22 protein-coding genes are annotated in these 26,081 nt (G+C 42.6%); 5 read left to right on the top strand and 17 right to left on the bottom strand.

What is annotated here, in order from left to right:
- Positions 1-25: 25 nt before the first annotated feature.
- From ACIQXU_RS10085 to ACIQXU_RS10105, 5 genes are all read right to left on the bottom strand, one after another.
- Positions 26-1,591, bottom strand: a complete 1,566-nt coding sequence (locus ACIQXU_RS10085) for a fatty acid--CoA ligase (protein WP_402988860.1) — start codon at positions 1,589-1,591, stop codon at positions 26-28.
- A gap of 90 nt (positions 1,592-1,681) precedes the next feature.
- Entirely contained in the window at positions 1,682-2,839 is a 1,158-nt protein-coding gene (locus ACIQXU_RS10090) for a thiolase family protein (protein ID WP_402988863.1), read from the bottom strand.
- 25 nt (positions 2,840-2,864) lie between these two features.
- Positions 2,865-4,010 carry an acyl-CoA dehydrogenase family protein gene (locus tag ACIQXU_RS10095; RefSeq protein WP_402988866.1) on the bottom strand — a complete coding sequence of 382 codons (1,146 nt, stop codon included), beginning with the start codon at positions 4,008-4,010 and terminating at the stop codon, positions 2,865-2,867.
- 54 nt (positions 4,011-4,064) lie between these two features.
- Entirely contained in the window at positions 4,065-4,832 is a 768-nt protein-coding gene (locus ACIQXU_RS10100; protein ID WP_402988869.1) for a 3-hydroxyacyl-CoA dehydrogenase, read from the bottom strand.
- Between the two features lie 32 nt (positions 4,833-4,864).
- Positions 4,865-5,245 carry a MerR family transcriptional regulator gene (locus ACIQXU_RS10105; RefSeq protein WP_402959310.1) on the bottom strand — a complete coding sequence of 127 codons (381 nt, stop codon included), beginning with the start codon at positions 5,243-5,245 and terminating at the stop codon, positions 4,865-4,867.
- A 162-nt stretch (positions 5,246-5,407) separates the two neighbouring features.
- On the opposite strand from ACIQXU_RS10105, the gene ACIQXU_RS10110 reads away from it, so the two are divergent.
- The 3 genes from ACIQXU_RS10110 to ACIQXU_RS10120 all read left to right on the top strand — a co-directional run bounded on the left by ACIQXU_RS10110 (position 5,408) and on the right by ACIQXU_RS10120 (position 7,415).
- A complete protein-coding gene (locus tag ACIQXU_RS10110) occupies positions 5,408-5,833 on the top strand; it encodes a universal stress protein (RefSeq protein ID WP_402871457.1) in 426 nt (141 codons plus the stop codon).
- A gap of 160 nt (positions 5,834-5,993) precedes the next feature.
- Positions 5,994-6,878, top strand: a complete 885-nt coding sequence (gene cidR, locus ACIQXU_RS10115) for a cidABC operon transcriptional activator CidR (RefSeq protein ID WP_402871459.1) — start codon at positions 5,994-5,996, stop codon at positions 6,876-6,878.
- 165 nt (positions 6,879-7,043) lie between these two features.
- Complete coding sequence (locus ACIQXU_RS10120) at positions 7,044-7,415, top strand: hypothetical protein (RefSeq protein ID WP_402959312.1); 372 nt, start codon at positions 7,044-7,046, stop codon at positions 7,413-7,415.
- Between the two features lie 64 nt (positions 7,416-7,479).
- Here the strand turns inward: ACIQXU_RS10120 and ACIQXU_RS10125 are convergent, their stop codons facing one another.
- From ACIQXU_RS10125 to ACIQXU_RS10150, 6 genes are all read right to left on the bottom strand, one after another.
- Positions 7,480-8,202 carry an amino acid ABC transporter ATP-binding protein gene (locus tag ACIQXU_RS10125; protein ID WP_402871463.1) on the bottom strand — a complete coding sequence of 241 codons (723 nt, stop codon included), beginning with the start codon at positions 8,200-8,202 and terminating at the stop codon, positions 7,480-7,482.
- Positions 8,199-8,855 (bottom strand): amino acid ABC transporter permease, encoded by a 657-nt coding sequence (locus ACIQXU_RS10130; RefSeq protein WP_402871465.1) that lies wholly within the window; start codon positions 8,853-8,855, stop codon positions 8,199-8,201. The genes ACIQXU_RS10125 and ACIQXU_RS10130 overlap by 4 nt, the downstream gene beginning before the upstream one ends.
- Before the next feature lie 76 nt (positions 8,856-8,931).
- Positions 8,932-9,750 carry a basic amino acid ABC transporter substrate-binding protein gene (locus ACIQXU_RS10135; RefSeq protein ID WP_402988872.1) on the bottom strand — a complete coding sequence of 273 codons (819 nt, stop codon included), beginning with the start codon at positions 9,748-9,750 and terminating at the stop codon, positions 8,932-8,934.
- Between the two features lie 306 nt (positions 9,751-10,056).
- The gene (locus ACIQXU_RS10140) at positions 10,057-11,085 is read right to left on the bottom strand and encodes an AI-2E family transporter (protein WP_402871469.1); all 1,029 of its coding nucleotides are present in this window, start codon (positions 11,083-11,085) and stop codon (positions 10,057-10,059) included.
- 206 nt (positions 11,086-11,291) lie between these two features.
- The gene (locus ACIQXU_RS10145) at positions 11,292-11,525 is read right to left on the bottom strand and encodes an excisionase family DNA-binding protein (protein WP_402871471.1); all 234 of its coding nucleotides are present in this window, start codon (positions 11,523-11,525) and stop codon (positions 11,292-11,294) included.
- 131 nt (positions 11,526-11,656) lie between these two features.
- The gene (locus ACIQXU_RS10150; protein WP_402988875.1) at positions 11,657-12,511 is read right to left on the bottom strand and encodes an Ig-like domain-containing protein; all 855 of its coding nucleotides are present in this window, start codon (positions 12,509-12,511) and stop codon (positions 11,657-11,659) included.
- Between the two features lie 408 nt (positions 12,512-12,919).
- Between ACIQXU_RS10150 and ACIQXU_RS10155 the strand changes: the two genes are divergently transcribed.
- The gene (locus ACIQXU_RS10155; RefSeq protein ID WP_402988878.1) at positions 12,920-13,840 is read left to right on the top strand and encodes a glycine-rich domain-containing protein; all 921 of its coding nucleotides are present in this window, start codon (positions 12,920-12,922) and stop codon (positions 13,838-13,840) included.
- Between the two features lie 147 nt (positions 13,841-13,987).
- Here the strand turns inward: ACIQXU_RS10155 and ACIQXU_RS10160 are convergent, their stop codons facing one another.
- The 5 genes from ACIQXU_RS10160 to ACIQXU_RS10180 all read right to left on the bottom strand — a co-directional run bounded on the left by ACIQXU_RS10160 (position 13,988) and on the right by ACIQXU_RS10180 (position 23,834).
- Positions 13,988-14,842, bottom strand: a complete 855-nt coding sequence (locus ACIQXU_RS10160; protein ID WP_402871480.1) for a transglutaminase family protein — start codon at positions 14,840-14,842, stop codon at positions 13,988-13,990.
- A gap of 73 nt (positions 14,843-14,915) precedes the next feature.
- Positions 14,916-15,878: an alpha-E domain-containing protein gene (locus ACIQXU_RS10165; protein WP_402988881.1), complete on the bottom strand. Its 963-nt coding sequence runs from the start codon at positions 15,876-15,878 to the stop codon at positions 14,916-14,918.
- The gene (locus ACIQXU_RS10170; protein ID WP_402988884.1) at positions 15,871-17,328 is read right to left on the bottom strand and encodes a circularly permuted type 2 ATP-grasp protein; all 1,458 of its coding nucleotides are present in this window, start codon (positions 17,326-17,328) and stop codon (positions 15,871-15,873) included. The genes ACIQXU_RS10165 and ACIQXU_RS10170 overlap by 8 nt, the downstream gene beginning before the upstream one ends.
- A gap of 189 nt (positions 17,329-17,517) precedes the next feature.
- Positions 17,518-22,194 carry a caldesmon family protein gene (locus ACIQXU_RS10175; RefSeq protein ID WP_402988889.1) on the bottom strand — a complete coding sequence of 1,559 codons (4,677 nt, stop codon included), beginning with the start codon at positions 22,192-22,194 and terminating at the stop codon, positions 17,518-17,520.
- Positions 22,195-22,637: 443 nt separating this feature from the next.
- A complete protein-coding gene (locus ACIQXU_RS10180) occupies positions 22,638-23,834 on the bottom strand; it encodes an MFS transporter (RefSeq protein WP_402988893.1) in 1,197 nt (398 codons plus the stop codon).
- Positions 23,835-24,096: 262 nt separating this feature from the next.
- On the opposite strand from ACIQXU_RS10180, the gene ACIQXU_RS10185 reads away from it, so the two are divergent.
- Positions 24,097-25,440, top strand: coding sequence for a hypothetical protein (locus ACIQXU_RS10185; RefSeq protein WP_402988896.1), 1,344 nt, complete (start codon positions 24,097-24,099; stop codon positions 25,438-25,440).
- A 50-nt stretch (positions 25,441-25,490) separates the two neighbouring features.
- On the opposite strand, the gene ACIQXU_RS10190 is transcribed toward ACIQXU_RS10185, so the two are convergent.
- Positions 25,491-25,709 (bottom strand): hypothetical protein, encoded by a 219-nt coding sequence (locus tag ACIQXU_RS10190; RefSeq protein ID WP_402988899.1) that lies wholly within the window; start codon positions 25,707-25,709, stop codon positions 25,491-25,493.
- Positions 25,710-26,081: the final 372 nt, after the last annotated feature.

Consider the following 26,081-nt stretch of genomic DNA (forward strand, 5'->3'; position numbering starts at 1 on the left):
TTTTATTTTAAGGGGAATCCTCAAATTATTGTTCTTCCACGACGTTCTCTTCCAACTGTTTGCGAAGCATGAATTTTTGGATTTTGCCACTTGCGTTTCGCGGCAGCTCCTCACAGAAAATATATCGTCGTGGACGCTTATAGTTAGCTAGCGTTATGCTATTCCTGCACCAATCCTCTAAATCCTTCTCAGTTAACGATGGATCTTTCGCCACGATAAACGCCGTCACCGTTTCTCCCCATTTATCATCTGGTTGACCGAGCACGGCACAGTCGAGAACCCCCCGATGTTCATAGAGGGTATCTTCCACTTCACGAGGGTAAACGTTCTCGCCACCCGAAATGATCATATCATCCACCCGGTCCTTGACCCATAGAAAACCGTCTTCATCAAGGAAACCGATATCCCCGGAATGGTACCACCCTTTATGAAGCGCTTTTTGGGTCTCTGGCTCTCTTTGAAAGTACCCTTGCATGATGCAAGGTCCTTTCACGAGGATTTCCCCAGTTTCCCCAGGACCCATGGCATCATCGGGATCCGCTGGCCCATCTTCATTCGGACGGGCAATGACGATTTCATGGCCACGGCATGCCTGGCCGGCTGAACCGGCTTTCCGGATTTGGTCGTCTTCCAGCAGCAAGGTGATGGCTGGACCCATTTCGGTCATCCCGTAAGCCTGGATGAACTGGATGCCCAGTTTTTCCTGGCAAGCGAGCACAAGCGTCGGGGCCATTGGGGCTGCCCCGTACAATCCAAGCTTGAGGCTTTGAATATTATAGTTCTCCAGGTTCTCCTGAAGCAGCATGTTCCACATCGTCGGGGCTGCGAATAGTTTGGTGATTCCTTCCGCTTCGATCAGCTCAAGTGCCAGCTTGGGATTGAACTGATGCATAATCACATTCTTAGCTCCGACCTGAACGCGTGGTAAAAATGAACAGTGCAATTCAGCACAATGGAACATGGGTGCGGTAATCAAACCGACGTCTTGACTTTCATATCTCATCGCCTCTGTTATTATGGCTGACTGCTCGACCATATCCTTATGAAGATGGATCACTCCCTTAGGTCTTCCTGTCGTCCCGCTCGTATACATGATGGCATAGACATCATTTTCATCCACGGCTACATCAACCGGTGTGGAAGATGCATGGATCAGTTTTTCCTGATAACTCTTGGCATAGCTAGGAACTTTCTTATCAATGAACCAGAAAGCAATGCTTGGAAAACGTTTTTCAATCGCCGCCACGGACGATTGCAACTCCTCCTCGAAGATCAGCACCTTTGGCTTTGCATCACTGATGATGAAGGCCAGCTCTTCCGCCATCAATCGAAAGTTAATCGGATTAAAGACAGCCCCAATCTTGGCACAGGCAAAAAACGCGGTGGCCAGTTCTTCATTATTATATAAATAAGTAGAAACCCGGTCTCCTTTTTGGACACCTTCTGCTTGGAGCGCAGCCGCCAGTCTATTCACCTTGTCGTTCCACTGGATGTATGTATATCGGGCATTCCTTCTCACGTCGTAGATAGCTTCTTTAATGGGGAATTTTTGAACCGTCTGATCGAATAGGGTGTTAATCGTAACCGACATCTTTTTTCCTCCTCAAATACCTGCCATCATCCGGGGGATTCCTGATGATGACAGCTTTCTACTTCATCCAAACTTGACCTTCACGTGAATTTACCGATTACTCAACCTTTCGATGATTGTTGCATTGGCCATCCCATGCCCTTCACACATCGTTTGCAGTCCATAACGGCCGCCTGTCCTTTCCAGTTCATGCATCATGGATACCATCAGGCGGGCACCGCTTCCGCCAAGGGGATGTCCCAGGGCAATCGCCCCTCCGTTTGGATTCAGCTTCTGCGGGTCTGCGCCCGTTTCCTTCAACCAAGCCAGGGGTACAGGTGCAAACGCCTCATTCACTTCAAAGATATCGATATCATCAATGGAAAGACCCGACTTTTCCAAAGCCTTTTGCGTAGCCGGAATCGGACCCGTCAACATCAATGTCGGATCTGAGCCGACAACCACCCGCGTATGCACTTTAAAACGTGGTTTCAAACCAAGTTCTTCTGCCTTACTTCTCTCCATCAACAGTAAGGCCGCAGCCCCGTCGCTGATCTGGCTCGAGTTCCCGGCATGGATCAGACCATCTTCTTTAAAAACGGGTTTCAATCCAGATAGGACCTCAACCGTCGTTCCAGCTCTTGGTCCGTGATCTGCCGTGACGTCAATCGGGTTGCCTTCTTTATCCCTACCTGTAACGGAAATGATTTCACGGTCAAAATAGCCCTCTTTTTGCGCGCGTATTGCCCTCTCATGGCTTTCAACAGAAAATGCATCACATTCCTCGCGTGTGATTTTCCACTTTTCGGCGATTCGTTCAGCTGAGAGTCCTTGGTTGATCACCTCATATTTATCAACATACTTTTGGCTCGTAGTCGCCCCTTGGTAATTGAATCCCATCGGAACACGGGACATATTTTCCACACCACCCGCTACGACCACATCCATATCGCCTGATAGGATGGCTTGGGAAGCGAAGTGGACAGCCTGCTGGCTTGATCCGCATTGACGGTCGATGGTCGTTCCTGGCACTTCAATCGGATAACCGGCAATCAAGGCAGCCACACGGGCAATATCTCCAGCCTGCTCCCCGGCCTGTGTTACACAGCCTAAAATGACATCTTCAACGATGGCTGGGTCGATTCCTGCTTTTTCAACCAGTTTCCTTAACACTTCTCCAGCTAATTCGTCAGGACGAAAGTCCCACAGGACCCCATTCCTTCTGCCAACCGGTGTACGGATCCCCTCAACAATAACCACTTCACGCATCTAATCGCTTCCCTTCCATTCTTTTTTAGAGGCCAAGATTCTTAGCTATGATTTTTTTCATAATTTCATTGGTTCCTGCGTAAATGCTTGCTACAGGTATATCCCGGTAGCGCCTAGCAATCTTGTATTCTTCCATATAGCCATAGCCACCGTGAAGTTGCATACATTCCGTGGAGATTTTCCTGGCGGTTTCCGTCAATCTCCATTTCGCCATCGACACTTCAGTGACCACGTTTTCCCCTGCCATATGGTTTGCAATCAGTTGGTCCAGAAAAGCTCGGCCCATTTTGATTTCCGTTGCCATCTCGGCTATTTTAAACTGCGTGTTCTGGAACTGGCTCACCGATTTGCCGAATGCTTCACGGCTTTTCACGTATTCGATTGTATCCGCAAGCATGTCCTCCGATGCAGCTTGGGCACAGATTGCGACCACAAGGCGTTCCTGTTGCAGTTTCTCCATTAAATAGGTGAATCCCTTGCCTTCTTCACCAAGCAGGTTTTCCTTTGGCACCCGGCAATCCTCGAAAATGAGCTCTGCTGTATCCTGACAATGCAGGCCAAGCTTTTTCAACTTCCTTCCCCGTGAGAACCCGGGTGCATCTCGTTCCACTACGATCAATGAAACGCCTTTATGCTTCGGAACAGCATTTGGATCGGTTTTACAAGCTACGATAATCAAATCAGCATGGATGCCATTTGTGATGAATGTCTTTTGCCCGTTAAGAACATAATGATCTCCATCCAAAGTCGCCGTCGTTTTAATATTGGCCAAATCCGATCCCGTCCCCGGTTCCGTCATGGCGATAGCCGTAATCCTTTCCCCTGTCGTACATGCAGGAAGCCAGCGCCTTTTTTGTTCCTCGGTTCCATAGGCGGAAAGATAGGGTACCGTAATATCGCTATGAAGCCCGAAACCGATTAATCCCGAGCCCACCCTTTCCAGTTCTTCATTGATGATGACCCCAAAGCCCCAATCGACTCCTGACCCACCAAACTCTTCATCAAGATCAGGACAGAGAAAGCCTTGCTCGCCCATCTTCTCCCAGAATGACCGTGGGATGAGTCGCTCTTCTTCCCACTTTTCATAATGTGGAACCGCTTCTTTCTCTAAAAACTTCCGTAATGATTTACGGAAAATCTCGTGATCTTCTGTTAAGTAAGAATGCTTCATCTGTTCTCGCTCCTCTTTCTTTTCTCTTCTTCTATCATTACTCGGGTGTCATGGTCACCTTGGTGACATCCTGATGGCCCCGTCCAGCCGGATCGTTTCCCCATTCAGCATCGGGTTGGTTATGATGCTTTCCGTTAGCTTCGCGTATTCGTTTGGATACCCGAGCCTTGATGGGAACGGTACCGTTTTCCCAAGGGATGTCCTCGCTTCTTCCGGAAGCGAATCGAACATCGGTGTATGAAATAAGCCAGGTGCAATCGAGACGACCCGAATGCCAAAAGAAGCAAGATCCCTTGCTATCGGTAAGGTCATGCAGACGATTCCCCCTTTTGAGGCACTATAAGCAGCCTGCCCGATTTGGCCTTCAAAGGCAGCTACGGAAGCCGTATTAATGATCACGCCCCGTTCGCCCTCTTCATTCATCGGATTATGAACCATTTTCTCCGCTGCGAGACGTATGACATTAAACGTGCCGATTAAGTTGACCGTCACCACTTTTGAGAACGCTTTCAATTCATGTGTGCCTTTTCGGCTAACGACCTTCTCGGCAATGGCAATCCCCGCACAATTGACGACCGTGTTAATCGTCCCGAATGTTTCGATTCCTTGGTCCATGGCGGCTTGGACACTATCCTCTTGCGTCACATCCGTTTTAATGAACAGGACGGAATCCCCTAATTCCTCGACCAGCCTGGCCCCTTTTTCTTCCGAGAGATCAAGGATGATCGCTTTCCCGCCTTTATGGATGATGTTTCGCACCGTTGCCTCACCCAGTCCTGAAGCCCCACCTGTCACTACTGCCACTGTCTCTTGAATATTCAAGTCCTCCACCTCTTTCCCTTTGTTTTTGAAGCTTATGATTCAACCTTCAAGTTATGAAGGGTTTTCTTAAAATCATGGATCATATATTCAAAATCCCGCTTCAATTCATCAAGTTCCCTCATTCGTTCATTGATTTCTTCTAATTTCTGTCCCGCTTTTTCTATCGTTCTCTCCAGTTGCTTGACCCCTGTTCTGTCCTGCTCGAAAAGGACCACAATGTCTTTTATTTCATCTAAAGAGAACCCATACTTCTTGCCACGCATGATGATTTTAAGCTGTGCGAATTCTTTCTTTCCATATACTCTGTTCCCTGTTTCGGTCCGCCTCGGCTTTAGCATGCCTAATTCCTCATAGTAACGCAGCGTCCTCGTCGTCAATTCAAACTCTTTGGCTAACTCAGAAATCGTGTACATCCTATAACCACACTTTACAAAGGGATTATTTACCTTTATCTTACCATTGACGTTAACGTAAACTTCAACAAATATTCATAAAATTTCATGAAATCAAAAGAAAAGGGTCGTTTTACCTGTTATACTAAAGATATATTCTTGTAAATGAAGGGATGGATCAACATGATCTGCTCGAAAATACTAGTTGCCTATGACGAATCTGAATTAGCTCTCAAGTCTTTGGAAAAAGCGATTGAATTAGCCAAGCTGGATCCAGCCATTGAAATTCATGCGATACACGCTGTAACGCTACCGATTCATCCAAGTATATATGGAAACGCTTTTCAAGAAATCGAGGAATCCATGCTGAAGTATGGAGAAGAAGTCATCTCAAAAGCGGATGCGCTATTATCGGAAATTCCGAATAAAACCCAGACATTTGTCGTGGAAGGCTCCGCCATCAAAACGTTATTGGAACATGCGAAATCCCAAAACTGCGACCTTATCATCATGGGTAGCCGCGGCTTAAGCGGGTTCAAGGAATTCCTGGGAAGCGTCAGTCATTATATCGTGCAGAACTCCCCGGTACCCGTCTTATTGGTTAAGTGATTACATAGTACGACTCGTTTTCAAAAAAGCTGGGCTCCTTGAGACCAGCTTTTCTGCTAGCTTGACAATAGGATGTAAACGGCAAAGAGATTCTTATTTTACAAACCCTTATTTCTATGGGTAAAATGAAAGTACTTTGAAGAGATAAGCAGGTGAAGCGATGGATATTAAGCATTTACAATACTTCATAGAAGTGACTAATTTTAACAGTTTCACTCGGGCAGCCGATCATTTATTCATTACTCAGCCGACCATCAGTAAAATGATCAAGAACCTGGAAACCGAACTTGGGGTTGAACTTTTCGATCGTTCCCGCAAGCAACTCGCTCTGACCGATGCCGGTCGGGTCGTATTAGAGCAGGCAAAATTGATCGATAAAGCCTTTCATAACTTGGAAACAGAAATGGATAATTTATTAGGCCTTAAAAAGGGACATATACGAATCGGTTTACCCCCGATTATCGATGCCTCTTTCTTCCCCCGAATTCTTAGCCGTTTTCATGAGGATTATCCCAATATCACCTTTCAATTGGTTGAAGATGGTTCAAAAAAAATTGAAGAGTCCGTTCAAAATGACCAACTGGATATAGGCGTAATCGTCCTGCCGACCAACACCGTTCTATTTCACCATTTTGCCTTTTTAGAAGAAGACATCAAGTTGATCGTTCATCCCTCTCACCCACTTGCTTCCGAGGATGAAATCGATTTGATAGATCTTCAACATGAGTCCTTTATCTTATTCAATAAGGATTATGTTTTGCGTGACCTCATCATTTCATCTTGTAAGGAATCAGGTTTTTCTCCACACATCGTTACCGAAAGCTCTCGATGGGACTTTATAGAAGAAATGGTTTTCTGCAAGCTTGGCATCGCCCTTTTACCAGAAAGCCTCTGTCGGTTGGATAGTCGTGTTAAGACCATTAAGGTTAAAAATCCATCACTGAGCTGGAACTTGGCATTCATTTGGAGTAAGGATCAATACCTTTCATACGCCGCAAAGGAATGGCTGAAATATACAAAGGAAGCATTGGCTAAAAAAGAGTGATCATACACCTTCAATAAGAAAATAATGTAAGCACTATCATAGATATGAGTTATCTTCATGATAACATCTAACCATTTTACTTTATTTACTTGCCGAGTTAGACTTGGTAGTGAGTAAAAAGCACTGCAATACCGATATATCGATATTTTCTGAAAGGAGATATTTATGATCACTTTATCTAGTGTCGATGAGTTACAAGCAACCGAAGAAGCGTTGGAAAAAATTAAATATTCATACCCCGAATTATTTAAAAAACTGCTTCATGTCGTTGCCTTAACACGAGCTTTCCAATTTAAATATCAATTTATGGGCACATTAATCATGGATGAAAACCCTAACGAATACACCCCTGAATTCGTTATGCCCTCCGTTATCACTTTATATAAAGAGGAAGTTCAAAAGTTAAAGAATGATCCGAATATCGAGGTTCTTCGACAAACCCTCTCCCAAAATGAAAATATTGGATATGCGAAAATCAGTATGCTAGTGCTCGGTAAAAGCCCTGAATCACTTTTAGGCGCTTCATACATTAAATAATACCCCCTGATATGTTCCTAAAAAAACCTCCCGTTTTCGGAAGGTTTTTTTCTTTAGCTATACGTCAAAGGACTTTACTCAAAAATGCCTTCGTTCTTTCCTGCTGCGGGTTGTCAAAAATCTCGCTAGGCACATTCTCCTCAACGATTAACCCTTCATCCATGAATATCACTCGATCTCCAACCTCTTTTGCAAATCCCATTTCATGTGTCACCACAACCATCGTCATGCCTTCTTTCGCCAGTTGCTTCATGACTTCGAGCACTTCACCGACCATTTCCGGGTCTAGAGCGGATGTCGGTTCATCAAACAACATGATCTTTGGGCCCATAGCCAGAGACCTAGCAATGGCTACACGTTGCTTTTGCCCTCCTGACAAAGAGTCGGGATAGGCGTTCGCTTTATCCGACAGACCCACCTTATTAAGCAATTCCATGCCCGTCTTTGCTGCCTGTTCCTTGGAAACTTTACGCACTTTTATCGGCGCAAGCATGATATTTTCAAGAACCGTTTTATGCGGGAATAAGTTAAAATGCTGAAAGACCATGCCGACTTCCGTACGGATTTTATTAATATCGACTTTCTTATCCGTCGTATCAAGCCCCTCAATGTAAATGTGGCCACCCGTTATCGTTTCAAGCTGATTGATGCATCTTAGGAAAGTGGATTTTCCAGATCCCGAAGGACCAATGACCACGACGACTTCCTGAGGGGCAACGGTTGCACTGATATTCTTCAATACCTCATTGTCACCAAATGACTTATTTAAATTTTCCACCTTGATCATTCTGTTTTCAACCTACTTTCAAGTCTATTTAGTACGAAACTTAATACAAGCGTCAGGCAAAGATAGATGAAGGCACAGGCCAAATATGGCTCCCATACTTTAAAATACTGACTGCCCATCGCTTTTCCCCAATACATCAATTCCGGGGCAGCAATGACACAAACCAAGGAAGAATCTTTCAATAATACGATGAATTCATTACCTAGAGGAGGAATCATGCGTTTGAATGCTTGTGGAAGGACAACGGAAATCATGGATTGAGTGTGCGTCAAACCTAAAGAACGTGCCCCTTCCATTTGTCCTTTATCAATGGATTGAATTCCGGCCCTGAATATTTCAGCAATATATGCCGCTGCATTTAAAGACAGTGCAATGACTCCCGCTGCGACGGCATTCGTTTCGCCGGTAAAGAAAGGAACCACCCCAAAGTGGATCAAGAAGATTTGGACCAATAATGGTGTCCCCCGGAAAACCGTGACATAGCAGTAAAATGGAAAGGCGAGCCATTTATTTCTTACTATCTTCCCTAATCCAATCAGCAATCCTAGAAACGTCCCGATTAGAATCGAAGAAACGGATAGACCAATCGTAAGCAACGTCCCCTTCAATAAGAAAGGCGCATATTCAAAAATAATATCCCAACGAAAACCCATTCTATGTACCTCCTAAAGTCCAAAAAAACTGCGTAACTTCACACGTAAAGTTACGCAATTTTCCTCATAACCTATATTATTGTTGTGCTTTTACCGTCTCGATATCTGGATCTGTGCCAAACTGTTTTTTATAGATTTCGGCGTACTTGCCATTATCGAGCATGGTATTGATCGCTTTATCGAAATCGGCCTTTAACTCACTGCCTTTAGGGAATAGGACTCCATAAAACTCCTCTTCAAAGCTGCTGCTGTCTTCCACGACCTTCAACTTTTGATCAGGATTATTTTTTACGTACTCTTCAACGACCGTATTATCCGCCACGACCGCTTCAGCCCCACCCTTGAGCAATTCCTGAATGGCTAAGTTATTATTCTCGAATTTCTTGATATCTTTATGGTTTTTCCCAAGAAGGGCTTCCACCGCTTCTTGACCCGTTGTACCTGTTTGGACAGCTATCTTCTTCCCTTTCAGATCTTCTCCCGATTCCACATCACTTTTTTCGGGAACCAAGATTTTATTAGTGGAAAGGAAATAAGGAACCGAAAAATCATACGATTGTTTTCTTTCATCATTCACTGTAATTGCCGATACAGCTAAATCTGCTCTTTTTGATTCAATCTCCACAAAAATCGGATCCCAGCCTACATGCTCAATCTCGACTTTATACCCAGCTTCCTTCGCTACGGCATTGATAAAGTCAACATCGAATCCGACGATTTTATCACCTTCGAGGTATTCAAAAGGCGCATATGCCGCATCCGTCACGATTCTAAGCGTCTTTTCCTTCGGCCCTTCATCACTTGTAGTGGAAACTTCCTTTTCCTTGCCACATCCTGTCATGATCAAAAGCAAAGAAGATATCACGACCAACATGTATACAGATACCCTTTTCAACATAATCCCCTCTTTTCTCCCGTAAACTCTCACTCAAAATAGTCTAATAATTTAGACTTGAATGATTATTCAGTATTTTTTGCTTAAAAATAGTATACGTTTTTTTGAGTTTTCATGCAATAAAAAGTAAAAAAATAACTTTAGTAGAATACAAGTTTATTACAGTAAATGACAAAACCGAGTATCATAATGGACTTTGAACATGTGAGCAATCGATTCATCTTCTTTTTCCATAAAAAATAGAAAATTATATTGAAAACGAATATAAAAAAATAAGCAACCACCCATTTAGAGGGTTGCTGCTTATTATGGTTCGTCCAGTGCACGGTTAGTTTCTTCATCAATATCTAACATATCCAATAGGAAGATAAAGATTGGTATCCCGATGATCAATCCCCAAATTCCAAGGAAGTGTTCGGAAAACAGTAAGATCATAAACGTGAAGAACGTAGGAAGATTTGTTTTGGCCGACATGAATTTCGGGTTCAAAATATAGCTTTCAAGCGCATGAATCACCACAATCATGATCAACACTGCAATGACCTTTGGCATGCCTCCGATACTATAGGCAATCATGCTTAGTGGAATCAAGGAAATAATGACCCCAGCCACTGGAATCAAACCAAGGAAGAAAATCATGATCCCCAAACCAATTAACTGTGGAAAACCAAGAATCCATAAGAACGCAACGGATAGAATGGCATTCGTAATGGCAATTAGGAATTGAACCTCAATGACTTTTCCGAATGAGTTAACGAACTTCACACCGAAATGTCCAATATTAATGAAGAAGGAATTGAATTTCCCCCGCTTAAACTTGGAAGTGAAGCGGATGATTTTATCCTTTTCCAACAAGAAAAACAAGCTAAGCAGTATAGAAATGAAGATTTGAAACGCCAGTTTTCCAAAGTCAGATATATAAAGATAGAGCGTATTCATCTGCTTTTGAAGATCCAGAGGTGATTCAAGTTCATTCATTAAACTAATGGCATATTGAATGACCTTGCTATCAGGCGGATGTTGAAAGAAGAATACAATCTGCGTAATCAGCTCAGTAAATTGTGTCGTAATAACCGGCAAGTACTTATAAAGGACGATAGCTAAAGAAGCAATGAACACTATATAAATGAAACTTATGACCACTTTGGAATTGATGGGCATCACTTTTTTCAGATGAAGCATGATGAACTGTTCAAGCCTTCCCATCAGGAAAGTGAAAACAAATGTGAATAAAACGATATTGACCATACTTCCGATGCTTACAAGAAATAAAAACAGCACAAGTAAGGTAATGAATCTTGAAAATCCTTCGCTTTGTAAATACTCTTTTACCACTTACCTATCTCCTATCTACCATTTTGCCGTAATCTATCTTTGTATTTATTATTTTACACGGAATGGAGGAAATCTACTACAAATACCTTCCAAAAAATAATAATTTGAAATATCTTGCCCGGACTCCCTCAAAAGCCCCGGCTTTGTATTAACTATAACCGGTACAAAAAAGGGATGCACCTATTATGCATCCCAATCAAGAAGGCTTAGTCTTCGTCCTTAATGTCTAGATCTTCCGGAATCGGTTCATTCGCCAATTCTTCGACTAACATTTTATATTTCTCCAGCTGTTCAAAGTGCGTCTTGAACTGGTCCTTATAGATCAATACTACACCCTCGCCGTCATCCACCACTCTAATTTTCCCTTGTAAGATTAAACTTTCGACATATGGTATGGACACCGATAAATAATCAGCCGTTTCCTCTACTGTTAAATACACGTTTTCGTCACTCCTACTACTATCTTTATAGCTATTATACCAGTAGTTCACTTTTTCTGCTTTTCTCCTATTGCCCATTTTCCTCCATCCATTTGAAAAGGGCCTTTCCCAGATTGGGAAAGGCCCTTCTATCATTTCACTGTCACTTTGACCGTTTTGGCATTTCCGGCCTTATCGGTTGCCACAACCGATAACTTTGTCTTTTTCTTTTGTTTTTTCATCGTCACTTTATATTTGCCATTTTTATCGGCTGTCGCCTTTCCGAGAACCTTGGATCCCACTTTAACCTGCACGGTTGCTTTGGCCTCTGTTTTACCGGAAACCGATTTACTTGAACTCGTCACTGCGCTGACTGTAAGCGTTTTGGGTGCCGTCACGTCTTTTACCGTCGTTTTGACCGGGGTGGTCTGGTACTCTTTGCCACCCACGGTTCCTGTAGACCAAACAGAGACTTTCGTTCCGGCTTTTTGTTTACCGATCGTGACAGAATACTTGCCGTTCGCTTTTATCTTTGTTCCCTTTTTATTGACAACTTTATTATTGACCTTCACATACACTGTGGTATTCGGTTCAGCTTCCCCGCTTATCTTTGTATCCTTATCCCCGACCTTTTTGATGGTCGGCCCAGACATGGTTGCACCTACTGCGTATTCTTCCTGGCTTTTTAAACTCCCTGTGTCTTTCACTTTAATATAATATGTTCCCGGAGATACGGAATAGAGTTGAGTATCCGCTTGATCTACACGGTTGGAACTTTCCAGGCTCACCGCTTTATTCTTGGCATTATATAAAGAAAAATCTAGCGAACTATTAAACTCCGTAGCAGCGACCACATATAAGAAACCATAATGCTTCACTTTGATTTTATAGTAATCTACATCGTTCGCTTTATTGAAAATCCCCAAACCAAATTGTTTCAGGCTTATTGAGTTAGACTTTTTAATCGTATTATTCGGTTCTTTTTCAATGAGATACTCACTTGCCATCTTCTTGTATGACTGATTATGTACACGCTCGAAAGGACTTTTCAGGCCTGGTCCCTTTTCAACTGAAACTGTAGCGGCTCCAACCGCCCCTAAATTAAACGAGAATAGACTGAATACAGAATAAAAACAAATGATTTTTTCATAGTTCTCTCCCTTTTTAATAAAGTAAAAGATTTTCTTCTTTTCCCCTTGTCTCTACCCACATACAAAAAGGAAATAAACCCTCTTTTACCAAAATATACTAATAATTACTCTGTGCGTAAAGGGACTAAAGCCTGATATGTCCACCTTATTTCCTGGTTCGTGAATATCAAGGAAAATAAAATGCGTTTATACCTTATAAATCAAACCCATAAAATGTAAAATAGTGTTAATGTAGGAGTTCTATAGACTAGGAGGATTGAAAAAATGACCTTATTTTATGTCATGCTTGCAGCCATTTTCGCGATCATTGTGGTTATCCTGGTAAAGCGAAGAAGTGAGCCGGTTCGAATGGAACGGTATCAGCAAGAATTCCGGAGAAGGTATGAGGAGACGTTGAACATAGGCGGGAATGCTATCGTATCGGAAGCCTTAATAGAAAAGCTAAATCAAGCCATGGAAATCGAGTATATGGAAAAGGTCAATACCGATTTCCGTATGAGACACCCACGTTATACACAGGGGAATGTCAACGAGTTATGGCGGGAATTAAAACGGTACTTCATCATGACGGCCGTGTTCGGTAAAATGGAAATGTTTCATGCCACCGTCGATGAACTCTGGCATATCATGCTGGATGATAAACAGAAATATGATAGGTTCTGTCGGGACTTCCTTGGCCAGATGATCCTACATCATCCCCACACAGAGCCTGTCTTTAAACCAGTGGAACGGACACTGTTCGACTTTTACTATGTCCAGCTGTTCACTATTGATTCGCCCTCGATTCTAACTTGGGGAAAGTTCTTCAAACATGATAAAGCAACCTCCTTGCTCCACGATTTCGAAACACTGGAAGTTGACCAGTTAAAGGAAAAATACATGCGAAAACCGACGAGTGTGGAAGCGGAAGAAACTTTTGATAGGTTCTCGGGCCTCATAAAAAGTGACCGCACAGAACGGAGTGTGGATTGGCAAAAACGGTACAATCAAATGGATTATGCTGCACCCGCTTACTTCATTTATGCAAGTGCGGATGCATGTGATTCGGACTTCAAGCATCTGTTTGGTGACGATCCCGCTCACGGTTCCCATTCTGGAAATGTAGGTACCGACAGTCATGGCAGTGTTCATGATAGTGGATCTGATTCCTCGAGTTGTTCTTCCTGTAGCTCGTGCTCTTCATAAAAACAGCACCACCGTTTGTTAGATGGTATCTAGGTGCTGAACACTCTTTGTCCAATCAATAAAGTACCCGTTACCATTTCACCTTCCCCAACCCATTTAAAAATGCCTCCTTTTACTCAAGGAGGCATTAATGGATATCAGTTTTGCTTATTCATGTTCCAGTTTCTTCACCTGTACTTTTACATCAAGCGTTTGGTTCCCACCTCTGTAAACTCCCTGTAACGGGCTGACATCTGAATAGTCCCGCCCAGCGCTAAGACAAATGTGATTTTCAAGTGCCTCTACATTATTCGTAGCATCGAGCCCAATCCAGCCGATACCAGGAGCCATGAATTCAACCCACGCATGGGAGGCAGCATCACCAATCAGCTCCGAGTTTTCACCGACGTAGAGATAGCCGCTTACATATCTGGCCGGAATCTTCCTGGCTCTAAGAACGCCCAGCATAATATGAGAATAATCCTGACATACGCCTTTTTTCAAGTCAAACGCTTCATTAGCCGTTGTGCTTACATTAGTCGATTCTCCGTCATAGTTCATGACCTCATGAAGATACCTCATTAACTGAAGGGAGAATTCAACTGGATTTTCAATATCACCTACCGCTTGGATAACTTGGTCGATTTGATACTGATATAAGAAGGTATAGCTTGTTTCGTTTAAAAAACTCTTATAATGATCATGAAATAATTCCGAATGAAAGATATATCTCATTTCTGGAGAATACTCGATTTGTCGAATAAATGGCGACCTTTGAATACTGACAATGGAGGTCGTCTTGACTTCCAACTTCGTATGTTTTTGAGGGATAAAGAAACTCTCCACGTGATTCCCCCATAAATCCACATGTTCCTTTGGCATAGATACAGGTGTGATTTCATTTTTATAAGATAATAAACGCTGACATTCATCCGTCCTAGGCTTCAAACGAATGGTATTCATACTTTGGTCTACTGCTGTATCATAGTAAAAAGTATTTACATGTTCAACTTCATATTTCATGGCCATTTCTCTCCCTGATACTATGGTTTTACTGTCCTGTAAGAGGAAGGGTTTTTTCTGGGAATGCTCCCTTTCATTTTACAGGATCAGCTTCTAAGTAATACGTTTCGGAGAATAACTTTCCAAATTCCAGGCACTGGCTATAAGCCGAATCAATAAAAACCCCAATCTCTTCCGTATTCAGTTTTTTGATGTCCACATCTTTGAATTCACTGATCATATTGTCAATGGCCGCATACATCTTCCAAGAATAATGGGCCACCTTTTCACCTTCAAGTCCTTTAATAACTTCTCTGACATGTTCCATGCAATAACAGAGGGAACGAGGAAAGCTATGATCGGATATCATGAATTGCAGGACAAATTTGGGTTCCATCAAAGGTCTGAATTTCTTAGTAAAGTCCTCATATCCATTAATGAGCTGTAGACTTGTACGCCAGTCCAATTCTTGCCCTTCCAAGTCACCATATGGAACGGATTGTCGATACATCATCTGCATGACAAGAGCTGTTTTTTCAGCCCGTTCCAGCCATTTTCCTATCTTAATAAAATGATAAGGTAAATCTCGTGACATGGTAGAATCTATTATTCCAGTCGCAATCATTGAAGTGGTTTTAATACGCCTGATATAGGAATGAATCTCTTGGATGGAGTAATCCTCCCTTGCTTCGGCATTTTCTTGCTCTAAGTAAAACTCATTCCATACCTCCCAAAGCATGTTAGGGATTCTATCTCTTGTCATCTTGGCATTTTCTCGAATATTCTTGGTCATCCTCGATAGCGAATTGAAGTTATCTTTTGAAAAGGCCAAATAATGGACGACATTTTTCATCGTAATTTCTTCATAAAGAGAATCGAATTCCTCTTTATCCCCACAAATCCCGATGATCGCTTCCAAGTCATGTTTGACCAGGATTTCATGCTCGGATGCCTCTAGCATTTTTATTAACTGAACCTCAAGGATATCTGCATTACTTTCCATCCGTTCACAATTCCTTGCCATCCAAAATAAAGAATCGGCTACACGACTAAGCATGCTGCATCTCCTCCTTTAACACCCAGGTATCTTTTCCGCCCCCGCCCTGTGAGGAGTTCACAACGAGTGATCCTTCCTTTAAAGCCACTCGCGAAAGTCCGCCAGGCAGTACATGTACTTGTTCCCCCTTCATGACGAATACGCGTAAATCTACATGGCACGGGTAGAATCGGCCTTTTTGGTACGCCGGGGCCCGTGATAATTTAATGGTAGGCTGTGCTATGTACTGATAAGGATTTTCAATGATTTTCTGACGGAATACTTCCCTCTCTTCCTCGGTAGCATGGGGTCCGATTAGCATATCGTAGCCACCAGAAGCCCCTACATTCTTCACGACGAGTTCATCCAACCTTTCAAGAACCCACTCCCTCTGGATTGGATCGCTTAACAGGTAGGTATCCACGTTTTTAATGATCGGTTCTTCCTTCAAATAATATCGAATCATATCCGGTACATAGGAATATATCGCTTTATCATCGGCCACACCGTTTCCAATCGCATTCAAGATGGAGACATTCCCCTCTTTATAAGCAGCAATCAATCCCGGCACCCCGAGTAACGAATCTTCACGAAACGCCTCCGGATCAAGAAAATCATCATCTATACGGCGATAGATGATATCCACCCTTTTTAATCCCCGAATGGTTTTCATGTAAACCATGTTGTCTTTCACGATCAAATCTCTTCCTTCTACAAGCTGGATATTCATTTGTTGTGCTAGAAATACATGATCATAATAAGCCGAATTATACATTCCGGCTGTTAAGAGGACTGCTCTAGGTTCAGTGTTTTTCGAGATGTTATTTGGCACATGCGATAATAAGGAGTGCTGTAAATGAGCAATTTGATTTTCAAGTGTGTTGAGAGAATGTTCAGAAAAAAACTCGGGGTAAACCTGACGCATAACATAACGATTTTGATACACATACGAAAGTCCTGAAGGATTTCGTAGATTATCCTCAAGAACTCGATATTCACCATGTTCATCTTTGATTAGATCGATTCCTGCCAAGAAGATATGATTTTGTAACGGGATATCAACCCCGCCTACCTGTTTATAGTAGTAATACGGGCTATTTTCTACCAGATATTTCGGAACAACATGATCTTTTAAAATTTGTTGATCATGATAGATATCATCCAAAAAGTGATTAAGCGCTTCGACTCGTTGAATCATGCCTTTTTCAATCACTCCCCATTCTTCAGCAGGGATGATAATTGGTATGAAGTCAAACGGCATGGTGCGCTCCGTTCCGCTTTCTTCCCCATACACCGTAAAAGTAATTCCCTGTCTTAAAAAACTGAATTGAGCTGTTTCATGCTTTTTCCTATACTCTTCTTCTGAAAACTGTTGAAGAATTGAATGGAAGTATCGATAGTGGTCTTTTGGCTCTCCATTTTCCTGAAGCATTTCATCGAAAAAGGAGCCCGTTTCATAAGTTTTGAACAATGCTACACGCCTCCAAAAAATGTTATGTAAAGAGTAATGACTATTTAATTACGACAAATTTCATGGGATATCCTTCTTTTCTAACAATATTTTTACTAATAATTTAGATTTTTCTAATAATTGTAGATTGGTACCGTTTACATTTCTTCCTTTATAAATTTACAAGAAAAAAACTAATAGGTTGCCCTATTAGTTCCATCGGTTGAACCAATTTTTGATTCGTTGTTTATTCTTTTCGAGAACTTCCTGCGATGTTTGGTTATCTTTTTGTTTTTTCCATTCAAAGAAAGAAGCAATGGCGATGAGGAGCCCTCCGCCGATGACTAAGTACAACCACCATGGCATCTGTCCCCACATCGAATTTGTATTCATATAGATATTGAACAAGATCGTTACGGTTCCCGCCAAGAAATATGATTTGTATTTCATCGTAAATCCAAGGAGGATCGCCGCTAAAGATATCGTCCCGATAACCAGTGCATCATATAGGGTGTTGCTTGCCATGGCATCTCCTATCATGATAATAAAGAGAACGAAGACGACGCCCATCTCGATATACTGCGTTAATTTGCCTCTATTAAAAATTTTGCGTAATAAGATGGTACTTATGATAAAGAGTGGCAGGATCTGTGCCTCTACCTCCAGGACATCCGGGAATGGAATCTTATCGATGATGACCCAATATGGATATAGACTGAGCACTATGGAAGCTGCCAAATAGATTTCCCTTTCCTTTACTCTCACCGTCATCGCCCTCATCAAGATGAAATAAACCGGCAATAAAAGAGAAACGAAAATGTCTAGAATGATGGATTTAGATTCTCGATTATGAATATCCATCATCATCGCTACAAGGAAAAGAAATCCGTACACCCGGTAAAAATCGATTTGCAAAATGATCGCACCTTTTTTCACGATTCCACTAAAGGATCTTCTACTTACTAACACCATTGCCGCCGTACATCCGAAAAGGACCCCAGTGCCAATGAATATGTCCAATGTTCCTGCATAGGTCATGATGGTCCAATACGGGTACAATCCAAGAATCCCTGCCAGCAATGCGTATGTTTCCCTCTCCTTTGCAGGGATCGTAAAGTGCCTCATCAAGATGAAGTACCCAATCAAGAAACAAGAAACTAGGACCTTGAGTGGCCAATACGTCGGTTCATTCATAAATGCTTCGACATTCATGGTTAGTAAAAAAAGCAAGCCATATATCCGGTATACATCCACCTTGATTCCTGATTCATCCTTCCTTACCAAGCCTGTAAAGAAATGTCTGCTCAACAGGATCATCACGAGCATACAAGCAAAAAGAACGCATTCACCCGTAATCAACGAAACCGTATGAATGTAATCCACGATGCTAATGAACGGATACAGACTGAGGATCATCGCAAGAGCGGAATACACCTCCCTTTCTTTCCGTCCATTTGTAAAGCTTCGTATCAGAATGAAATAGCCTGGGATCAATAGCGCTACAAGGACTTGTAAAAGTGGATAAGATGGTTCATTTACGAGCACTTCCCCATTCATGGCAAGTAAGAATAATAGTCCATAAATACGGAATGCATCGATTGCCGTCCCCGTTTCGTCCGTCTTAAACAGCCCTTTGAAGTATTGCCTGCTCAACAACAGCAACACGACCATACAGAGGAAATGGACAACCAGAGCTGTCACGGTCGGCAGCGAGTGGACGTAATCCCATATGTTGAAAAACGGATACAATCCGATGACGGCCGCTACACCTGAATAGATACCTCTTTCCTGTCTGCCTATCGTAAAGGTTCTCATCACGATAAAGTAAATCGGCAGCAGCAAGGATACCGTTATTTTCAAGATTTCAAATTCCGTAGAATCCCAGAATACTTCCCCATTCATATCAAGTATAAAGAACAAGCCGACTATTCTATAAAAATCAATGATTTGCTTGTCACCTGCTTGGTTGACCAAGCCCGTGAAATATCGTTTACTCATGAACACCATCCCAACAGCACAGGCAAACAGGACGGCCATTCCAAGAAGTATCGATAAAGTGCCCGCATACATCACATAGAAAATGAAAGCCATGCCGAGTGGAAGCACCACATAATTTTGCCAGTTCCTTCTCATGAGTAAATACCAAGCAAAGAGAAGCTGTATAGTCACCAAACCTACCCAAATGATTTCTCGATCAAGAGGGAATTCATACAGGGCCGTTTCAACAATCGACATGGCAGCCGTTATATGAATGAAAGGAATCAAATAAAACTCGATGATGCCTTTCCACTCTTTTTTGGAGACCGCCCATAAACCCGTAATGATTCCCGCCGTAATCATCAAGCAAATCGAAAAGACGAACCGTGTTGGCTCCACGTCGGTAAAAAACAACTGGATTTGTAGAAACAGGACGGTAAATCCAAGATATGTGAAGAGGAACCTTTCCCATTTCACCTGGGTTCGCAGTGCACTCACATATAGGAGAAGTTGTGTGATAAATAGAAAGGGTGAAACATCAGACATCGTGATCAGGATGAATCCAAGCGGTATGGCAACAAGGTTGGCCAAATGGCTCGAATAAAGGAAATACTTTCTTCCAGTCTGTGAATGCCTCCCGATCCATTCCCCGACAAGGAAAAAGATGAATGGCCCAAACAGCACAAAACCAATCTGGTATGAAGTCTCACTGAAATCAAAGACCTCATATAGAGAACCATACAATCCCGCACTTGTAACGATGACCGGAAGCCAATAAAGAGATGTACGATGCAAATAAACGGACCACCCGTTTATAGCCGTCGCAATAGCCAGTAAAACGGTGACCTCCAAAGGACTCAATGCACCATATCCGACCAGCAAGAAAGCCATGAAGGACAGGAACTGGCCACTAAAGAAAAAGGGAGGGAAGAAGATCCCCAATGATTTTTTCAAGGCATACGCTGCTCCGATGGAAATCAGGGCTACCATCATTAGATGCATGCTGAATGCCATATTCGACTGAAACCAATCGCTTCTTTCCATCAAATACGGGTAAAACGCGATAAGCCCCAGTAAGAAGGAAATCGGAAATCCATATACACTGACTTCCTTGATTTGTCGAGCATCCCCTTTAAGATAGGTAAGAAAGAACGTGCCAGATACTACGATAAGACCGATGCCTACTTCTAGCCAGGCCATCTCGCTAAATTTGATTGTCAATATTCCCACCATGATCAAGGAAGAAATAAGCAAGACACTCTGTTTAAACAAGCCATACCTTGCATGGCGATTGTATACATACAGACCGACATACAAAAGGATCTGAAGAAGGAACATCAGATTCAAAACAGCGGGGAAAGCAAGTGAAAACGCAAAACAAAGATAAAAGCATCCAAAGTTAAAGACAGCAACCGCCGGATAGGTGAAGTTCCTATTTTTCGTGTGCAGGGCAACATAAACCAATTGGGCAGTCACGATCATCAGAGCGATAAAAATCTGGGCATATTTTTCCTGGTAGGCCATCGCATTGATATATAGGAAAACGATTCCGACCTCGACCAGGCTGGTCACCATGAAGCTTTTGGATAGCCCAGGCTCATTCCTTCTTGCCATATAAGTTGAAAGTGCCATGAAAATCAGCGGGATACTCGCATAAGCGATGACCATGTAATCGCTTAGAACAGAGTTAAAGACCAAATGGATATATCCATAAGTGAAGATGAAATTGAATGCCAGCTCATGATACTTCTTGTGGAATTTCACGGCCAATATCAAAAACAAGATAGAGATGACCATCAATGTAATCGAATAGACCAAGTTACTCGAAAATAACGTGAAGGCGACAAAGCTTTCCACGATGATCTTAAACTGGATGAATCGAAACAGATATGGCCTGAATAGGGCCAACACCTTTCGATTCTTCAGATATTCGACGTTCCATACCAGCAATAAATTAAATATACTGACCATCAATAACAACCACTCGATTGTCGGCGTCAAATAGGCAAAACCGAAATAACATGTGATGGCAAAAGTGAAAATGGAAATGAAAATGAATATTTTCGACTTAAAATATGCTGCAATTCTGTAATAAATCCCTAAGCAAAGGAGACCGCCAAGAAACCCAAGCAGGCCTCCTCCCCCGCCTTCCAGGGATAAATACTCTCCGAAGATCTGATAATAGGAAGCTGATAAAATCGTAATCGGGATAAATAAACTGGCCAATGTCAGAAAAGCAAAAGCCGTTTGTTCAATTTTCAGCTTGGAAGCGATAAAGGCCATGCCAGTGAATACAACAGACACCATACCAATGAACAAGACCTTCCACACCGCGTTCAAGTCCCCCCATGAACTGGTAGCCAAAATCAATCCGCCAAATAAGAGAAGAATGACTCCGGTAAGGAGAACGACGGAAATATTCCTCTCCCGTATCTGCTCCGGTGTCTTTTTCGGTTTTTCTGGGCGCACCACCTTTTTCTTCTGAGTCACCTGTGGCTGGGGAACAGTTTTTTCCACGGGAGCGCTTATGTTGACCGGTTCCTCTAGAGACCTTGAATCCTTTTTCTCCTCGGTGGATTCCTCGACTCGTGGAAGATTTGGCAGATTAGGAGTCTCTTGTACCGTTTGCTCTTCCCCTGTCACGTCATCCACAGGGTGAACGGATGTTTTTTCGTCTTCACGCTCCTGACTTTTCCTTGCAGGCTCTCTCTCAAGTTCAGCTTTCTTTTTTGCCTCATTCAGGCGCTTTTCCTGATAGATGGCCAGTTGAACATGCCGGTCATATGCCCGGCTGATCCGGATATATTCGGTTTTAGGAATGAGCCGCTTTTCCCATAAAGCTTGGAGCTCTTCTTGGAAAATCTGCTGCCTTCTTTCTAAACCCATTTCCTCATTTGAAGAATCAACCATCCAGAAACCCCTTCCTTCGCCATAGCTTCTTCCCATTTTATGTATCTACTACTTTTGATAATAACAAAAATTACCTATTTATAGAATATTAAACCATTTAATAACGAACAAGCCATCGATTTGACAGCCAAGGTTAGTCCCCTTACCCTATGTGTCCAGTTTCCTAGAAATAGAGAAACAAAGATAGCCCAATGCCACTAGTACGATAAAAATAGGAATGGCAAAAGGCGTCAAAAAGCAAAATACAAAGAAAATGCTGCTAATCGCGAATAGAATCCAGCTTATGATTAGGAAAAGACTCGAAAAAAAGTCCGACATTTCATTACTCACGCTATTCACCCCCACAATAGGTTCATTGAATCATATAATGTTACAATCCTTCGGGACCGTATTGAGGATACAAGCACAAAAAGGGCGACCTACTAGCGATCACCCCTTCGTTTCTATAATGTTCTTAACTTATCCTCACTTCTTACGATCCATAAATAGACCATGATTGAAATCACAATCGAAAAAGCTGCCGTGACATAAATGCTTCGGTACCCGAATAGATACCCGATCTGTCCGAACACGATGGCTCCTATTCCAACGCCCAGGTCGAAAAAGGAAAAGTACGTGGCATTCGCCATCGCTTTACGATTGGGGGCCGTTTTCTCGATTGACCATGCCTGCAAGGCCGGCTGCACAGAACCGAACCCCATTCCATAAAGCACGGCTGCGATGTACAGAACCGATTCACCCGGCATCCATGCCAATAGGAACATCCCCGACATAATAAGCAATGCGGAGGGCACGAAAATGGCCCGGTGGCCTCTCCGATCATATAAACGTCCGGAAAATAACCTCGTAACCATGAGTGCCAAGGCATACAGCAAAAAGTACCACTGAATGCCACTGACCCCTTTTTCCGCCGTATAAAGTGGCAGGAACGTCGCAATTCCTCCAAATGTGACGGATATGAAAAAGATTAACAGCGAAGGCTGCAACGCACTTTTTTCATAAATATCAAACCGTTTAGCGCTCAATGCGGCAATCGGATCTCTTTCCACTTTCTGATAGGTGATCAATGATGCCATGATCATGGCCAGTATTCCCAACAGCGAGCAGATCAGGAATAACTGTTGAAATGGAAGGACTGTCACAAGAAAAAGGCCAAGTGTCGGTCCAAGTGCAAGTGCTAGATTACCAGATAATCCGTAATACCCCATCCCTTCACCGCGACGTTTAGCCGGAATGATGTCAGAAGCAATCGTTCCGGACGCCGTTGAAGACAACCCCCAGCCGACTCCCTGAACAATACGCATCAAAAATAACAAGCCGATGCTTCCCATGAAACCGAAGGAACCCACAGAGAAGGCGAATATGGCCAACCCAATCAGAAAGATGATCCTTCTTCCCTTCGTTTCCAACATCTTGCCCGCAAATGGCCTTATAAGCAATGCAGAAAACGTGAATACCCCAAGGACTGCCCCAACCAGGCGGTCATCCCCTCCAAGTTGCTCAACAAACAGCGGGATCGTTGGCATCGTCATTTGGAAACCCATGAAGATACATAGATTCGCCAAACAGATCATGACAAAGTCACGCGTCCATATTCTTTCCGAACCTTTAACCCGTTCCTCGGCTAATGGTTCCCCCATATGATTTCACCTTCTATCCGAAATAGTCATTTCCAGTTTACTAAAAAAGGAGAAAATTAGCGATGAATTGAATTTTGAAGTGCCAAATGAATCAAATTATAACGCCCCGTTCAAAACGGGACCCCTTGTATCCTTATTTCTCCCTGCCCCTTACTTTTCATGAAAAATTTTTTTAACAGCATGCTACTTTTTCCTTTTTAGAGTTTATATAGACAGTGAACTCAAAATAAACCTCAATGGGCTAAAAAGGAGCCGAAAACTAATGATCTATGAAGAAACGTATCGCTATTTATTACGAAATGTAAACTCCACTGAATTCGACACATGCTTATACTCCGTATTGCATATGGATTGGGATGGCGTAATTCAAAGCCCGATTCACCAAATGGCCAAAGGAATAGGAACGACTGAAAAATACCTAAAGAAAATCATCAAGAGGCTATCATCGCCGCAGCCCGGTTGCGGACGTAGAATCTTCCTTCCGGTCGATCAGGAAATGGTGACGAAATACCAATTCAATTTAGGTCCAACCGGCAGCTTCACCAACAGAAAAGATCGATATTGTAAAAAATACTGTTTCTTCTTTACTGATGCCTTTCGCAGTCTCCCCCTAGCGGCCAAGAGACTTGTACTTATGGCTGCCTTCACGATGTCCGTGAAAAAATCCGAAGTCGTCTCACTGAATTACGAGGAAGTCATTCAGTCGGGAAGTTCCCTGGCTAAAAGAAAGCATATTTACGAAGCGATGAAGATCATTAATGAAACATTGAACGGCACCATGGCCTTTTCCATGGCTTCCTCCACTTTCAACCGTAAGGAATTCATCGTGGTTTCCTTCAAAACGGGCACACTTAACGAGTACCTCGAAAATCGGACAGAAAGAATGATGTTGAGAAAAACCATATATGAAGCGGGGTTTCTGGAACATATTGAGGATAAAGTCTGTATCGAACTGGAGCGTGTCGGAAAATATATTTTCCATTCGTTTCTTCATGCTTCAGAAGGACCTGTCAAAGAAGAGCTATTGAAACTAGCGCGCTTCATCTATCAGTCTTCCCTTAAAAAGTTTGGCTGTGCCTTGAACGGCAACAAACCATTATTGGCTGAGCCGAAAGAGGCTTCCGCTTATTTCAGTACGATCGTATATAATGAAGCATTAGAACAATTGGGGGTATATGCTCACCAGGCTGCCTGCATAAAAGAGCTTGTAGACCGCGAACAATTTCATCGCGAGATTTCCGAGAAATCTTTGGACCGGCATGTAGATTATAGTGAAGTGGATGAGCATATTGAGCCCATTCGTGCGAAGTATAACCTGGCAATGGACATGTACCAGACGCTGAATAAATGGTGCGAAGACTGGGTGATTTCCCGGGTAAAATCCGCAATGACTGAAACAGGATCATCTAAGAAACGGATCTTAAACAACCAAAGTCCATCCGACTATCTCGACTACCTGAAAAAACATACATACGAGCAACTGGAACGACACATGTCAGTGTACCGACACATCAATCATGGTGAATATGTTCTGGACATTTTACAACAGAAGAAAGAAACCCTCCAATCCTATTTCGCCATTCAGAAAGAGCGCCTGAAAAAATAAAGTGAATCATATAACTCAGTGAACACTGGCTTTTGGGCGAGTGTTTTTTGTCATGCATCCTTATCCTTCCTTTCACTCAGAAAACCCCATGTTCCTTCCCACATCGTCAGAGTCGATAGGATTTCCTCTGATTTCCTCTTCCCTTCCTGTAAATAACCTGTATTCAGTTGTGGATAACCACCTCCTTCCTTCACATATCCGATACTTGTCTGTGAATAAAAAAGGAACGTCCCTACTTTTTCCTGATAGGCATCGATGAAACCAGTCATACCAACGGTTTTCTCATAAAAGTTATCCAAGGGTCTAAAGAAAGGGTCTCAATCACTTATCTAAAAAAAGTTCTGAATATCGTTATGAATAAGGGAATGAACTAGAGTCCCCCCTTCACCATAAGAAATATAGGTAGCAAGTAACGATGATCTAGATGAATTAGATAGTTCAGCACATATGCAAGCTAGGAGGTGTGAACGATTTCTATTTTTATTCATAAAATCGGACAAATCCTTTCATATTTTGGGTAAGTGATAAAGTAGATTCACCAATTCCAGAAAGGAGCTGACAGGTAGAGAAGCAAACAAGGCAGACGATACTTGAAAATTACTTACCATGGTTTCACATTTTGCAAACCTACTACCCCCTTA

Origin of the sequence: Peribacillus sp. NPDC097284 (assembly GCF_044761765.1) — a bacterium.
GTDB lineage: Bacteria > Bacillota > Bacilli > Bacillales > DSM-1321 > Peribacillus.

Coding starts and splice junctions, on each gene's coding strand:
- ACIQXU_RS10120 (WP_402959312.1), top strand. CDS start 7,044: ATGATCACTTTATCTAGTGTCGATGAGTTACAAGCAACCGAAGAAGCG.
- ACIQXU_RS10160 (WP_402871480.1), bottom strand. CDS start 14,842: ATGAAATATGAAGTTGAACATGTAAATACTTTTTACTATGATACAGCA.
- cidR (WP_402871459.1), top strand. CDS start 5,994: ATGGATATTAAGCATTTACAATACTTCATAGAAGTGACTAATTTTAAC.
- ACIQXU_RS10105 (WP_402959310.1), bottom strand. CDS start 5,245: ATGTACACGATTTCTGAGTTAGCCAAAGAGTTTGAATTGACGACGAGG.
- ACIQXU_RS10165 (WP_402988881.1), bottom strand. CDS start 15,878: ATGCTTAGTCGTGTAGCCGATTCTTTATTTTGGATGGCAAGGAATTGT.
- ACIQXU_RS10110 (WP_402871457.1), top strand. CDS start 5,408: ATGATCTGCTCGAAAATACTAGTTGCCTATGACGAATCTGAATTAGCT.
- ACIQXU_RS10155 (WP_402988878.1), top strand. CDS start 12,920: ATGACCTTATTTTATGTCATGCTTGCAGCCATTTTCGCGATCATTGTG.
- ACIQXU_RS10175 (WP_402988889.1), bottom strand. CDS start 22,194: ATGGTTGATTCTTCAAATGAGGAAATGGGTTTAGAAAGAAGGCAGCAG.
- ACIQXU_RS10095 (WP_402988866.1), bottom strand. CDS start 4,010: ATGAAGCATTCTTACTTAACAGAAGATCACGAGATTTTCCGTAAATCA.
- ACIQXU_RS10150 (WP_402988875.1), bottom strand. CDS start 12,511: ATGGCAAGTGAGTATCTCATTGAAAAAGAACCGAATAATACGATTAAA.
- ACIQXU_RS10125 (WP_402871463.1), bottom strand. CDS start 8,202: ATGATCAAGGTGGAAAATTTAAATAAGTCATTTGGTGACAATGAGGTA.
- ACIQXU_RS10090 (WP_402988863.1), bottom strand. CDS start 2,839: ATGCGTGAAGTGGTTATTGTTGAGGGGATCCGTACACCGGTTGGCAGA.
- ACIQXU_RS10185 (WP_402988896.1), top strand. CDS start 24,097: ATGATCTATGAAGAAACGTATCGCTATTTATTACGAAATGTAAACTCC.
- ACIQXU_RS10190 (WP_402988899.1), bottom strand. CDS start 25,709: ATGACTGGTTTCATCGATGCCTATCAGGAAAAAGTAGGGACGTTCCTT.
- ACIQXU_RS10085 (WP_402988860.1), bottom strand. CDS start 1,591: ATGTCGGTTACGATTAACACCCTATTCGATCAGACGGTTCAAAAATTC.
- ACIQXU_RS10180 (WP_402988893.1), bottom strand. CDS start 23,834: ATGGGGGAACCATTAGCCGAGGAACGGGTTAAAGGTTCGGAAAGAATA.
- ACIQXU_RS10130 (WP_402871465.1), bottom strand. CDS start 8,855: ATGGGTTTTCGTTGGGATATTATTTTTGAATATGCGCCTTTCTTATTG.